The sequence below is a fragment of the Billgrantia saliphila genome, from assembly GCF_002930105.1.
Lineage (GTDB): Bacteria > Pseudomonadota > Gammaproteobacteria > Pseudomonadales > Halomonadaceae > Halomonas > Halomonas saliphila.
In genome coordinates, this window is the sequence record NZ_PJRN01000028.1 from 1 (window position 1) to 13,447 (window position 13,447).

13 protein-coding genes are annotated in these 13,447 nt (G+C 66.8%); 8 read left to right on the top strand and 5 right to left on the bottom strand.

Going from position 1 to position 13,447, the window contains the following annotated elements:
• The first annotated feature begins 262 nt into the window (after positions 1-262).
• The 5 genes from CYJ07_RS19345 (at position 263) to ruvX (ending at position 4,174) form a co-directional block, all read left to right on the top strand.
• Positions 263-1,009 (top strand): CvfB family protein, encoded by a 747-nt coding sequence (locus CYJ07_RS19345; RefSeq protein ID WP_104205337.1) that lies wholly within the window; start codon positions 263-265, stop codon positions 1,007-1,009.
• Positions 1,010-1,118: 109 nt separating this feature from the next.
• Positions 1,119-2,096, top strand: a complete 978-nt coding sequence (gene gshB, locus CYJ07_RS19350) for a glutathione synthase (RefSeq protein WP_104205338.1) — start codon at positions 1,119-1,121, stop codon at positions 2,094-2,096.
• A 36-nt stretch (positions 2,097-2,132) separates the two neighbouring features.
• Positions 2,133-3,026: a TonB family protein gene (locus CYJ07_RS20805; RefSeq protein WP_104205339.1), complete on the top strand. Its 894-nt coding sequence runs from the start codon at positions 2,133-2,135 to the stop codon at positions 3,024-3,026.
• A gap of 22 nt (positions 3,027-3,048) precedes the next feature.
• Complete coding sequence (locus CYJ07_RS19360; protein WP_104205340.1) at positions 3,049-3,621, top strand: YqgE/AlgH family protein; 573 nt, start codon at positions 3,049-3,051, stop codon at positions 3,619-3,621.
• Positions 3,622-3,724: 103 nt separating this feature from the next.
• Positions 3,725-4,174 carry a Holliday junction resolvase RuvX gene (ruvX, locus tag CYJ07_RS19365; protein WP_104205341.1) on the top strand — a complete coding sequence of 150 codons (450 nt, stop codon included), beginning with the start codon at positions 3,725-3,727 and terminating at the stop codon, positions 4,172-4,174.
• A gap of 37 nt (positions 4,175-4,211) precedes the next feature.
• On the opposite strand, the gene CYJ07_RS19370 is transcribed toward ruvX, so the two are convergent.
• From CYJ07_RS19370 to CYJ07_RS19380, 3 genes are all read right to left on the bottom strand, one after another.
• Complete coding sequence (locus CYJ07_RS19370; protein ID WP_104205342.1) at positions 4,212-4,859, bottom strand: hypothetical protein; 648 nt, start codon at positions 4,857-4,859, stop codon at positions 4,212-4,214.
• A 201-nt stretch (positions 4,860-5,060) separates the two neighbouring features.
• Positions 5,061-6,089, bottom strand: coding sequence for an aspartate carbamoyltransferase (gene pyrB, locus CYJ07_RS19375; RefSeq protein WP_104205343.1), 1,029 nt, complete (start codon positions 6,087-6,089; stop codon positions 5,061-5,063).
• An 87-nt stretch (positions 6,090-6,176) separates the two neighbouring features.
• Positions 6,177-6,854 (bottom strand): IclR family transcriptional regulator, encoded by a 678-nt coding sequence (locus tag CYJ07_RS19380; protein ID WP_104205344.1) that lies wholly within the window; start codon positions 6,852-6,854, stop codon positions 6,177-6,179.
• 204 nt (positions 6,855-7,058) lie between these two features.
• On the opposite strand from CYJ07_RS19380, the gene CYJ07_RS19385 reads away from it, so the two are divergent.
• The 3 genes from CYJ07_RS19385 (at position 7,059) to CYJ07_RS19395 (ending at position 11,130) form a co-directional block, all read left to right on the top strand.
• Entirely contained in the window at positions 7,059-9,398 is a 2,340-nt protein-coding gene (locus tag CYJ07_RS19385) for a cytochrome P450/oxidoreductase (RefSeq protein WP_104205345.1), read from the top strand.
• A 90-nt stretch (positions 9,399-9,488) separates the two neighbouring features.
• On the top strand, positions 9,489-10,544 hold the full coding sequence (locus tag CYJ07_RS19390; RefSeq protein ID WP_104205364.1) for a TRAP transporter substrate-binding protein: 1,056 nt from the start codon (positions 9,489-9,491) through the stop codon (positions 10,542-10,544).
• A gap of 163 nt (positions 10,545-10,707) precedes the next feature.
• Complete coding sequence (locus tag CYJ07_RS19395) at positions 10,708-11,130, top strand: hypothetical protein (RefSeq protein WP_104205346.1); 423 nt, start codon at positions 10,708-10,710, stop codon at positions 11,128-11,130.
• Between the two features lie 194 nt (positions 11,131-11,324).
• Here CYJ07_RS19395 and CYJ07_RS19400 read toward each other — a convergent pair whose 3' ends face one another.
• Together CYJ07_RS19400 and hglS are read right to left on the bottom strand one after the other, a co-directional pair.
• Positions 11,325-11,948, bottom strand: a complete 624-nt coding sequence (locus CYJ07_RS19400) for a glutathione S-transferase family protein (protein WP_231489701.1) — start codon at positions 11,946-11,948, stop codon at positions 11,325-11,327.
• 114 nt (positions 11,949-12,062) lie between these two features.
• Positions 12,063-13,424: a 2-oxoadipate dioxygenase/decarboxylase HglS gene (gene hglS, locus CYJ07_RS19405; RefSeq protein WP_104205347.1), complete on the bottom strand. Its 1,362-nt coding sequence runs from the start codon at positions 13,422-13,424 to the stop codon at positions 12,063-12,065.
• Positions 13,425-13,447 lie beyond the last annotated feature (23 nt).

Genomic DNA, 13,447 nt, shown 5'->3' on the forward strand with positions numbered 1-13,447 from the left:
AGCCGCACCACCTCGGTAGGCAGCGCGGCGATCTTCCGCTTCCTGCGCCCGGTGTGCTACCAGGCGCTGCCGCAGGGGCTCCTACCCGAGCCGCTCAGGGACGGCAACCCCTGGGGCGTGTCGCGCCTGGTCGACGGCAAGCGCGAGGCGTAGGAGCGCTTCCCTCTGTCGCAATGTCTCCCTGAAACCTTTGGCGGCCTTCGGGCCGCCTTTTTCATTTCCTTTTTGCCATAATGGCTCCCACACACCTGCGGAGCTGTTCATGGCCTCTTCCCCTCACGACCGTCGCCAGGGCCGCCCGAATCCCTCCCGGCCCCCATCGGATCGTCAGCGCGAGCGACGGCCGAGCGCACCCAAGGCCCAGGTGGGCGAGGTGGCTTACCTCGAAGTGGTCACGGTCAACGAGACCGGCGCCTTTCTCGACTGGGGCCATCCCCGCGACGTGCTGCTGCCCTTCGGCGAGCAGCGCTTCAGGCCCACCCCCGGCAAGCGGGTGCTGGTGCGCCTCTACGAGGACCAGCAGGGGCGGCCGGTAGCCTCGCAGAAGCTCGATCGCTTCATCCAGGACGAGGCGACGGGGCTGGCGCCGGGCGAGGAGGTGGAGCTGGTCGTCGCCGACGCCACCGACCTCGGCTACAAGGCGGTGGTGAATCATCGCTTCTGGGGCCTGCTCTATCGCGACGACGTGACACGGCCGCTGCGCCGCGGCCAGCGGGCGAAGGGCTACGTGAAACGTGTGCGTGAAGATGGCCGGCTCGACCTCTCGCTGCTGCCGCCGGGGCCGGCACGCCTCGATGTGGTGGGCGAGCAGGTGCTCAAAGCGCTGCGCGAGAGCGGTGGCTTCCTGCCACTCTCCGACAGCAGCGAAGCCAGCGCAATCAAGACGCGGCTGGGGGTGAGCAAGAACGCCTTCAAGCAGGCGATCGGGCGGCTCTACAAGCGCCGGCTGATCGTCATCGAGGCGCATGGCATCCGCCTGGTCCCCGGCGCCACGTCCGACCTGGCCTAGGCCCGGCCGCTCGGCGCTCAGGCGAGCGCCTTGAACGCTGCCTTGGTGTTGCCTCGAACCCTGCGTCATACTGCGCTCATTTCCCCGTGCCACTATGGAAACGGTGCCGATGAGCCAACAGACGAGCGAACGACCCCTGCGGGTGGGTGTGGTGATGGACGCCATCTCCCGCCTCACCTACAAGAAGGACACCACCCTGGCCATGCTGTGGGCGGCCCAGGAGCGTGGCTGGTCGTTGCACTACATGGAGCAGGAGGATCTGTTCCTGCGCGACGGTCGCGCCCACGCTCGCATGCGCGACCTGACCGCGTTTCGCAATCCCGACGACTGGTACGCCTTGGGCGCGCCCGAGGTGCGGCCGCTGGCCGATCTCGACGTGGTCCTGATGCGCAAGGACCCACCGGTCGACGCGCACTTCCTCAACGCCGTGCACCTGCTGGGCTTCGCCGAACGCGAGGGCGTGCTGGTGGTCAATCCCACCCGGGCACTGCTCGAGTGCAACGAGAAGCTCTTTGCCCAGCAGTTCCCACAGTGCTGCACGCCGACGCTGGTCTCCTGCAGCGACGCGGTGCTGCGAGAATTCCACGCTGAGCATCGCGACGTCATCTTCAAGCCGCTGGACGGCATGGGCGGCAGCGGGATCTTCCACGTGCAGCCCGAGGGGCGGAACCTGGGGGCGATCATCGAAATGCTGACCGAGCATGGCCGGCGCCAGATCATGGCCCAGCGCTACATTCCCGAGATCAAGGATGGCGACACCCGCATCCTATTGGTGGATGGCGAGCCGGTGCCCTACGGCCTGGCACGGGTGCCCATGGCAGGCGAGACCCGCGGCAACCTGGCCGCCGGCGGCACCGGTACCAGCCGCGAATTGACCGCGCGCGACCATTGGCTGGTCGAGCAGGTGCAGCCGATGATCCGCGAGAAGGGGCTGCTGTTCGTCGGGCTCGACGTGATCGGCGACTACATCACCGAGATCAACGTGACCAGCCCCACCTGCGTGCGCGAGATCGACGACCAGCGCGGCACCGACATCGCCGGCCTGCTGATGGAGGCCATCGTGCGTCGGCTGGCCCAGCGCGCCTGACGGCGACGATCCCGAGAGGAGGATGACGGCGGTTTCATGGTGGCCTCGATCAGCGACTCCATCCACTACGCCCCGGTCACGCGGCCCTATCGCCGCTGGCTGGCACTTTCGGCCGCGCTGCTGCTGCACCTGGCGCTGATTGGCGTGATGGCGGGTTGGCAGTTTTCCCCGGCGCCGGCCGAGCGTTCGAGCCTGGACGTGGTGCTGGTAACCCGCTCGGCCGAGGCACCGGAAGATGCCGAAGCCATTGCCGAGGCGGATCAGCAGGCGGCCGGCGAGCAGGCCGAGGAGGCACCCGCCGAGCAGCGGGCGGCGCCGCTGGACGAGCTGCCGGTGCTCGAGGCGCCGGAGAGCGCCGTGGACCCGGCCGCTCCCGCCGAGGCCGAGCCGGCCGAACGCCCCGCTACCGAGCCCGAGCCTGTCGAGGAGGCACCCGCCGAGGCCGAGCAGGACAGTGAGGTGCCGCCGCCGGTCGAGCCGCGCGAGAGTGCGCCCCAGGCGCAGGAGTCGGCATCGGGGCGCGATCTGCTGGCCCAGGCCACCCGCAGCGTGCGTGAGCAGGGAATCGACCCCGGCCTGGCGGGCCCGGCCGACGGCGAACCCCGTCCCGCCGCCCAGCGCGCGGCGGAGGCGCGCTATATCGACGACTGGACCCGGCGCGTCGAGGACTACGGCAACCGCGTGCACCCGGCACCGAGCCACCTGCACGGCGAGCTGCGCATTCGGGTGGTGATCGGGCGCGATGGTCAGCTCCGCCAGGCAGAGGTGGTACAATCCTCAGGACATAGCGAACTCGACCAGGCGGCGCTCGACACCGTACACGGCGCGGGGCCCTACCGGCCCTTCGACAGCGCCATGGGAGAGCTGGACAGCCTCTCCATCAACCGCGTCTGGCGATTCGGACAAGGCAATCATTTCGGCGTGCGTTAAGCCACTGCCGCCCGGGAGTCCCATGGAATCCGTGCAAAACCTAGGCTTGAGACACCACTTTCTGCTGGCGATGCCGCACCTGGAAGATCCCAACTTCGCCGGTAGCCTCAGCTACCTCTGCGACCACGACGAGAACGGCACCATGGGCGTCATCGTCAACCGTCCGCTGGAGATCACCCTGGACGCGCTGTTCGAGCAGCTCGAGCTCGAGGGCGACGACAGCCCGCATCGCAATGCGCCGGTCTACTACGGCGGCCCGACCCACAAGGACCGCGGCTTCATTCTGCACCGGGGCTCGAGCGAGCCCTGGGATTCGAGCATCCAGGTGGAAGACGACATCGCCCTGACCACTTCGATGGACATCCTGCTGGCGCTGGCGGCCGGGCGTGGCCCCCAGGAGTTTCTGGTATGCCTCGGCTGTGCCGGCTGGGAGGCGGGCCAGCTCGAGCAGGAACTCAAGGATAACGCCTGGCTCACCGTCGAGGCGGACGGCGACATCCTGTTCAAGGTGCCGCCCGAGCAGCGCCTCGGCGCCGCGGCGGGTATCCTCGGCGTGGACCTTAACCTGATGTCGCGGGAAGCGGGCCACTCGTGACGTTCGCGCTGCAACGGCCTGCACTCGGTCTTACCGCGTTGCCCGCCCTATCTGGCCTTCGTCCGCCGCGTCATCGGATCGCGAGGTGGATCGAGGAGGCGCGATGAGCGGCCAGCGCTTGATCCTGGCCTTCGACTTCGGCACCCGGCGCATCGGCGTGGCGGTGGGCAACGAGCTGCTCGCCAGCGCTCGCCAGCTCGAGCCGCTGCCGGCCCGCGACGGTATCCCCGACTGGAACGTCGTCACGCGGCTGGTAGAGGAGTGGCAGCCGGACCTGTTCGTGGTGGGGCTGCCGCTCAACATGGACGGCACCGAATCGGAGATGAGTACGCGGGCGCGCAAATTCGGCAAACGCCTCTATGGCCGCTACGGCAAGCCCTGCGAAATGGTCGACGAGCGTGGTTCCACCCGCGAGGCCAAGGACATCGCCCGCGAGTCGGGACTGCTACGCAACCCGCGCAAGAGCTATCGCGACGATGGCGTCGACGGCATCGCGGCGGTGCTGATCCTGGAGAGCTGGTTCGCGCGCAATGAGGGCCTGCCGTCGCGATGACGGCAGGCCCGCGGCCAGCCTCAGATGGCCATTACTCTCAAGTGGTCAGCACACGGTCCTCAGCATACTGCGCAGCAATATCGTTTACCGAGATGCAGGTGTACTTGATGACGAAGAAGGCCAGGGTGGCGGGGCAGGCGAAGCTCTCCTCGAAGCGCTCCACGTGGGAGCCGCGGCCGCGCACCACGCTGGCGCGGTAGGTGCTGCCCGCCTTGGTCAGCTTGACCGTGGCCTGGCGGTCGGCCTCCTGCTTCTCCAGTACCAGCTCGCGCTGTCTCTCCAGCAGCTCGTCGAGCATCTTGCCGCCTTCGCGCTCCTCGGGCGTGGCCCACACCTCCTGGTCGCGTTTGCCGTACTGGAACAGCATGATGGCCGGCAGCACGGAGAAGATGGCGCCGGTCAGCAGCCAGGTCAGCTCGACACCGGGGGGATGCAGTGCGAACACGGCGAACAGCTGCACTAGGCAAGCTGCCACCAGAATACCCGCCAGCGGACGCCACATGCGCGGGTTCATCATTGGCTTGCCCAGTGTCTGGCCCCACAGGCCGGCAGCGACCAGGGCACCCAGCCCCACCAATACCACTCCCCACAGCGGGCCACCGCCCACCAGCAGGGCAATGACGCCGATCGCTACCAGGACGCTGTAGAACACCGCCAGCAGTATGTACGCTCGTTCCAGGGTCATGCGTCACATCTCCTTTCTCCGGTTGCCATGGGTGGCAACGCCGTTGTTATTCGAGCTTGTGATTCGAGTTAGTCGGCTCGTTCGAGCCGTGTCGTCATGGGACGGCGGCCAGCGGCCACCCCAGACAGCTTCGCATACTCTCCGTTCGTCATCAGCCTTCGTTCGTCATCAGCATAGCGATGCCCAGCGTTGGCTGCATCGTTACAAGGAGGGATCGTCCACCCCGACCCGCTCGGGCACGAACCAGCGCACCGGACGCAGGTCCTTCTCGATCAGACCCTCCACCTGGAGCAGCGTGGCGAAGATCGCCATGCGCACCGGGATGCCGTTGTCGGTCTGGCGGAAGATCGCCAGGCGCGGGTCGCCGTTGAGATCGACGTCGAGGTCGTTGGCGTCCGGGCGGCTGTCGCGCGGCAGCGGGTGCATGACGATGGTGTTGCGGCCGCAGCGCTTGTCCATGAAGGCACGGTCGACGGTGAAGTCCCGCGATAGGCTGAAGCCTTCACTCATCTCGGCGGTGAAGCGCTCCTTCTGGATGCGGGTGGTGTAGACCACGTCCACGTCCGAATAGTCGTCGGCAAGGCTGGCGCGCTCCTCGACACGGTGACCACGGGAGGTGACCAGATCGATCAGATGACTCGGCATCTCCAGCCCCGGCGGCGCCACCAGGGTGATGCGCATGGGGTCGTAGAGCGATAGCAACTTGATCAGCGAGTGCACGGTACGCCCGTACTTGAGATCGCCGGTGAGCAGCACGTGAGCCCCGGCGAGCTTCTTGCCCAGCCGGCTGAACTCCTTGTCGATGGTATAGAAGTCGAGCAGCGCCTGGCTGGGGTGCTCGCCGGGGCCGTCGCCGCCGTTGATCACCGGCACGTGAGTGGCGGCGGCGAACTCCGCCACCGAGCCCTGATCGGGATGGCGCATGACGATGGCGTCGCAGTAGCCGCTCATCACCCGGCTGGTGTCGTAGAGCGATTCGCCCTTGGCCATGGAGGAGAAGGTGAAGCCGGTGGTGTCGCACACGCTGCCGCCCAGGCGGCAGAAGGCGGCATGGAAGCTGACGCGGGTCCGCGTGCTGGCCTCGAAGAACAGGTTGCCGAGCACGGCCCCCTCCAGCACCCGGGTCACCTGGCGGCGTTGGGCGATGGGCTCCATGCGGGCGGCGACGCGCATCAGGTGATCGACGCGTTCGCGGGACAAAGAATCGACGGAGAGCAGGTGGGGACTCATCGAAGGCCTCGAAGATGGCAGCGAAGGGTGGCCCGTAGTGTAACGCTCCCGGCCCGTTGCTTCACGGGCACGTTGAAGCGCGGCCCCTCAGCGCCCGATCAGCTCGGCCAGCCGCTGTGCATAAGCCTTCACTTCGCGAATCGCCCGCTCGCTATCGAGATCATCCATTGCCACCACGCCCACGCAGGCTTCCACTCCGGCGCGCAACGGCGGGGTGGCGATGGGGCTGGCCACGCCCACCGCGCCGCGCTGTAGCTGGCCGCGGGTCAGGCTGTATCCGTCGGCACGGGCCTGTCGTACCTCCTCGCTATCGTCCTCGCGCGGCGGCCGGCCGGCCAGGATCGCGATACCGGCCGCTCCCTGGGTCAGGGGATGACGGCTGCCCACCCGGTAGCCCACGCGCAGCAGCCCCTCGTCGGGTTCGGCCACCAGGATCACCACGCACTCCTCGCCCTGGGCCACCGAGACGAAGGCGGTGGCTCGGGTCGCCTTGGCCAAGGACTGCAGCAGCGGCTGGGCCACCGCCCGCAGTTGCGGCTCAAAGCGCGAGGCGAGCAGCGAAATGCCGGCGCCCAGGCGCACGGGCCCATCGGAGGTACGCGTGATCAGGCCGTGGTGTTCCAGGGTGGTGACGATGCGGTAGGCGATGGCGCGATGCACGTCGAGCCGTTCGGCGAGCTCGGCAATGGTGATGCCCTCGGCGTGTTCGGCGACGAGCTCGAGCGCGCGCAAGCCGCGGTCGAGGGTCTGTAGAGTGGTGGACATCGTGGCGTCTTACCTCGGATCGGTGGCGGTGGCCCGTGCATGGTAGCGCAGGCGGGTGGGGATTGACGTCCCGTGACAATCCGCCTATGTTCGGCAGTACGTTTCATTAAACGACAAAGACTGTGCGATAAAAGTAAAAGCATAAAGCGCACGTCCGTCAACCGGCGCGTAACGCGCAAGACGACGGCGCCGAGGGAGGCCCCCATGACAACCGTATCCCACCGGACCCAGGCCGGCGGCTGCCCCTTTCACACCGCCGAGCGAACACCGAGTTCGCCCACGGGCTGCCCGGTGTCGAACGAGGCCGCGGCCTTCGACCCTTTCGATCGTCCCTATCAGCTCGACCCCGCCGAGGCGCTGCGCTGGTCGCGCGAGCAGGAGCCGGTGTTCTACAGCCCGAAGCTCGGCTACTGGGTCGTGAGTCGCTACGACGACATCAAGGCGATCTTCCGCGACAATCACACCTTCTCGCCGGCCATTGCGCTGGAAAAGATCACTCCGCCGAGCGACGAGGCCCGGGCGGTGCTCGAGCGCTACGACTACGGCATGAACCGTACCCTGGTGAACGAGGACGAACCGGCCCACATGGCGCGACGCCGCGAACTGCTCGACGCCTTCACCCCCGAGGCGCTCGAGGCCCACGCGCCGATGGTGCGCAAGCTGGTACGCGAGAAACTCGACGCTATCATCGACCGTGGCCGGGCCGACCTGGTCGCCGAGATGTTCTGGGAGGTGCCGCTCACCGTGGCGCTGCATTTCCTCGGCGTCCCCGAGGAGGACATGGAGCAGCTGCGCCGCTTCTCGGTGGCGCATACCCTCAACACCTGGGGACGGCCCTCGCCCGAGCAGCAGGTCGAGGTGGCCGAGGGTGTGGGCAGGTTCTGGCAGTATTCCGGCCAGGTACTGAAGAAGATGCAGGATCAGCCGCGTGGGCACGGCTGGATGTACGACATGATCGAGAAGAACCGGCAGAAGCCGGACGTGGTCACCGACAACTACCTGCACTCGATGATGATGGCGATCATCGTCGCCGCCCACGAGACCACGGCGCTGGCCACCGCCAACGCTTTTCGCCAGCTGCTTTCGCGCCCCGCGGTATGGGCCGAGCTGTGCGCCAACCCCGAGCTGATCCCCGCCGCGGCCGAAGAGTGCCTGCGCCACTCCGGTTCGGTGGTGGCCTGGCGGCGCATAGCCACGCGCGAGGTGGAGGTAGGCGGCGTGACCATTCCTGAAGGCGGCAAGATCCTGATGGTTACGGCCTCGGCCAACCATGACCCGGCCCACTTCGAGAACCCCGACGAACTCGATATCTATCGTGACAATGCCGTCGACCATCTCACCTTCGGCTACGGCAGCCACCAGTGCATGGGCAAGAACCTCGGCCGCATGGAGATGCGCATCTTCCTCGAGGAGTTCACCCGGCGCCTGCCGCACCTGGAGCTCGAGGAGCAGGAGTTCACCTTCCTGCCCAACACCTCGTTCCGCGGCCCCGAGGCGGTATGGGTACGCTGGGACCCGTCACGCAACCCCGAGCGGCGCGACCCGGCGGTGCGCACCGCTCAGCGCGACTTCCCGATGGGCGCGCCGTCGCGCCAGGACATCGCCCGGGAAATGGTCGTCGCCAAGGTGCAGGCGGCTGCCGAGGGCGTACTGCTCATCGCCCTGGAGGATCCGCATGGACGCCGCGTGCCGGACTGGAGCCCCGGCTCCCACGTCGAGCTGGTCGTGGGAGAGTACGCGCGCAAATACTCGCTGTGCGGCGAGACGGACGACCCTTACTGGCTGCAGGTCGCCGTGCTGCGCGAGACCCGGGGGCGAGGCGGCTCGGCTTACATCCACGAGCACCTGGTGCCGGGCATGCCGCTGCGCCTGCGCGGGCCCAAGAACCACTTTCGTCTCAATGAGTCGGCCGAGCACTACGTGCTGATTGCCGGCGGTATCGGCATCACACCGATCATCGCCATGGCCGACCACCTCAAGCGGCTGGGCAAGTCCTACGAGCTGCACTACGCCGGTCGCTCCCGGGCCAGCATGGCTTTCGTCGAGCGGCTCGAGCGCGGGCACGGCGAAGCGCTGCGGCTCTATCCCAAGGACGAGGGCCGACGGCTCGACCTGGCCGCGCTGCTCGCCGAGCCCCGCGAAGGCGCGCTGCTCTACGCCTGCGGCCCCGAGCGTCTGCTTGCGGCGTTGGAAGCCGGCACCGCCCACTGGCCGGAGGGCAGCCTGAATGTGGAGCACTTCACCGCCGAGGGTGCGCTGCTGGACCCGGCGAAGGAGCACGCCTTCGAGGTCGAGCTCGCCGACTCCGAGCTGGTCGTCGAAGTGGCGCCGGATCGTACTCTGCTGCAGGCGCTGCGCGCCGCGGGCGTCGACGTCCCCAGCGACTGCGAGGAGGGCCTTTGCGGCTCCTGCCAGGTCGAGGTGGTCGAGGGCGAGATCGATCATCGCGACAAGGTGCTCACCGCCGCCGAGCGCGCCGAACAGGATCGTCTGATGAGCTGCTGTTCGAGAGCCAAGGGCAGGAAGCTGGTTCTGGCCCTCTAAAAAAATGGCTGCGCTCGCTCACCTTTCACCATGGCAACAATAAAAGTACGCAACCCTGACAACCGGGACTCACGAGGAACGACAATGAAAATGCGCAAGCTCGCGACACTGACCACGCTGACCGCACTCTCGCTGGGCGCCTTCCAGGGCGCCACCGCCACCGAACTGACGGTGAGCACCTGGGCGGGCCCCAATCACGGCGTCAATACCATCGTCTGGCCGACTTGGGGCAAGTGGGTCGAGGAGGCGACCGAAGGGCGCGTCACCGTCAACGTGGTTCACGACATGGGGCCGCCCAACGCCCAGATGGAGTTGATCGCCGATGGGGTGGCCGACGTCACCTGGCTGTTCCACGGCCTGATGCCGGGACGCTTCGAGCTGACCAAACTGCCTGAGCTGCCCACCTTCGAGGACTTCTCTTCGGAAGCCGCCTCGGTGGCCTACTGGCGCACCCACAACGAGTACTTCGCCGAGGCCGGCGAGCATCGCGGCGTCGAGGTGATCGGCGTGGGCGTGCACGGCCCCGGGTCGCTGTTCCTCGACGAATCGATCGACGACCTCGACGACCTCGACGGCAAGCGCGTGCGCATTGGCGGCGGGGTGATGTCCGATATCTCCCAGGCGCTGGCGCTTACCGGCGTGGCGCTGCCGCCGGCCAGCACCTACGAGGCCGCGACGCAGGGCGTCATCGACGGGGCCATGCTCACGCTGGAAGGCCTCAAGAGCTTCCGCCTCGCCGAGGTGCTGCCCTATACCGTACAGATGCCGGGCGGGTTCTATCGCGGCAGCTTCTCGCTGGTAATCAACCCCGACACCTGGGCCTCGCTCTCCGAGGAGGATCGTACGGCCATCGAGGAAGTCTCCGGCGAGAAGCTTTCGCGCCTGTTCGGCTACATGATGGACGTGGTCGACGTGCGCGGCATCGAATTCGCCGAAGAGCAGGGCAACACCTTCATCGACCTGCCCGCCGAGGAAGTGGAACGCTTCCAGCAGATGGCAGCCGAGTTGCCGGGTGCCTGGGTGGAAGCGGCGGATGCCAAGGGGATCGACGGCGAGGCCGCCCACGCCTACTTCTTCGATCAGCTCGACGCGGCCGAGGGAGAAGAGGGACTCTCTGCCGACGAGGTGATCGACCCCGAAGCGTAATTTTCTTCATCCGAGGATCGGCGAGCGCAGCCCCTGGCTGCGCTCGCTTGCGTCTGGCCAAGCCGGTTGTTTGGTTTCAATTGAAACTAATTTGATCCGAATCAATGTCCGCCACTAACGGAGAGCCGATACTGTCGGAAACGCACCGTAGGGAGAGGACGTCATGACACAGGCCAAGCGCACATGGTGGAGCCGTCTCTGTGAGGGTAGCTACCGTGCCTCCACACGGCGGCTGGTACGCGAGATCGAGACGGAAGCACCCCAAGTCTACAGCGAGATTCTTCAGGACCTCGAGACACCGCTGGAATCCGCTTTCGAGCGCGAGCTGGCACAGCATCTTGACCACGGCGGCTACCGCGCCTTCGTGCCGGCCGAGACGCTGTTGCCGGCCATGCGTCAGCGTTTCGGTCTGGATGAGGTCAGAGTGGCCGAGCCGGGCCTGGCTTCACGCCTGCGCGGTACCTGCAATGCGTGTCCGGTGGCGGGGCACTGCTGGCGTGCCTTGCGTCACGGCGCGGAGGTCGACGAGTGCCGCGGCTTCTGCCCCAATGCGGAAGCGCTGGAGCGTGAGCAGCTTGCCTGTTGAGGCGAAACGCAGCGTCTAGCATCGCCACGACGGGCCCAGTCGTTGTCAGCACCCTCGAACCCCCGACCTTGGCCGGGGTTTCTCGCTTGCGTGCGGCTTGAGGGTTGCGGTCTTGTGGCGCCGGCCCATGCGGCCAGCGCCGACAGCGTCGGTGTACCAGCGCGATGCTGAACCGCGTATCGACTTCAGGCGGCTTAGCTTTCCATCGCCGCGAACGCCTCGGCGATGGTGGGCGGTGCCGTGGAGCGGGAGTACATCGCTTTCAGGTACTCTCTCAACCTCGGTGCGCCGTCGAGCATCTCCGCTTCGTTTGCCCAATCCAGAGTATACGCCGCATTGAAGTCGGCCACGCTGAGCCGGTCGCCAACCACGAACTCGCGATCTTTCATGTGCCGCTCGAGCACGGCCAGCATCGTCACGCACTCCTGCCGCGCCAGGTCTACATCCTGAGGCAATCGCTTCTCTTCGGGATAGATGAAGGTGTGGCGCGCGATGCGCCACAAAGGTTGCTCGATTTCGGTCACCAGAAAGAAAATCCAGCGATACATCTGGGCTCTATCTTCCACCGCCTCGGGAATGAGTCCCGCCTCGGGACATTTGTCGGCCAGGTAAAGCTGGATCGCGGCCGATTCGGTCATCACGAGACTTCCGTCGACCAGCACGGGAACCTTGGCGGCGGGGTTGAGGGCGAGGAAGTCCCGCTCCAGGTTCTCGCCTTGCAGGAGATCCACCGGGCACATCTCGTACTCCAGGCCCAGTTCGTTGAGTAACCAGATGACGCGCAGGGCGCGGGTCGGGGGCGTTCCGTACAGTTTCATTATTTCAGCTCCGTCGATTGGGGACACCGCTTTGTCGCTTGTCTCCTGGTTCAGTCGAGCGGGAGCGGAGGGAATCGACAGCGCATCGAAATTCGCCCTTTCTTCGCCCTGGCCTCAGCGCTCCAAGGCGACGAGTACCGCTGTCAGGGATGCCTGCTCGCGCTTGGCATACAGGGCCAGCTCGTCGATCACGCTGGCGCCCAGCGCCGCTTCGAAGGCGTCGCGGTTGGCGTTGCCGGCATAGGCTTCGTTCCGATCGCCGCCGAGGTTCGACTGGAAGATTCCCGCCGCGCTCACCGGAAGGAAGTCCTCGTAGGTGATCGGCCGGGCCTCGATCAGACCGCGCTCGAAGAGGGCTTCGATGTCGCGCTCGACGACCCTGCCGGCCGTGCGACCGGCGTCGGTCAGCGCGTACTCGAAGAACGCCAGACCGCGAAGGCGCAGCTCGGCTTCGTCGTCGGGAAAGTCACGGAACACCTCGGCCAATACGCGTTGATGCTCGGCATTGTCCAACCCGGCGGTGCGACGGCGCGATTCCTTGAGCAGCTGGTCGTAGAGCTTGCGACCCGCCGGGGTCAGCGCCACCCCGCGCTGCTCGATTTCGCCGAAGCGTGCGGTGTGGGTTCCCTGGCGTTCGCCGGCGAACAGGATCGACTCCTCCAGCGCCTTGAAGCTGGTCTGGCGCAGGAGAATCGGACAGCGACGGCGCGGCGGCCCTTCGATGACCTCCTTGGGATCCATCCCCGCCTGTGGCATGCGCCGCTGCACCTCGTCGATGTCCAGCGTGCGCGGCGTCAGGTGATTGATGTGGGGCCCGCGGAAGCAGACGACGTCGGCAATCAGGCGGTGCTCGGCATGCAGCGCCTCGTAGGTTTCCAGATCCACCGTGGCATCGCGATGCCAGCGGAAGGTCTCCAGCGCCTCGTTCACGAATCGCTCGGCCTGGTCGGCGGTGAGGCCGCCCTGCGATTCGTGCGTGGCGATCAGCTCGCGTGCGCCATCGGTGAAGATATCGCGTGCGGCGAGTATCTCGGCGGCCCGCTCACGCAGCGTGTCGTTCTCGATCAGCTCCAGCCGCAGCAGCGAGGTGAAGACCCGAAAAGGATTGCGGGCCAGGGACGCGTCATCGACGGGGCGAAAGGCCGTGGAGTGAACCGGCACTCCGGCCTCGGAGAGGTCGTAGTACCCCACCGGGTGCATGCCCATCACGGCGAAGAGACGGCGCAGCATGGCCAGCTCCTCGTCGCTACCGACACGGATGGCGCCATGCCGTTCGACGCCGAGACGATCCAGCTCGCCGTGGACGGTGAGTCGCCCGGCGAGCGCCGGATCGCGCTCGAGAGTTTCCCGATTCACCTGCTCGACCAGTTCGAGCAGGGTTTCGTACTGCGGTACCTCGGCCTGGTACATCGCCGACATGGCCTTGGAAAAACGATCGCGTATCTCGTCCGGCGAAACGAACGTCTGGCGATTCATGAATCATGCCTCCTTGGGGGGCT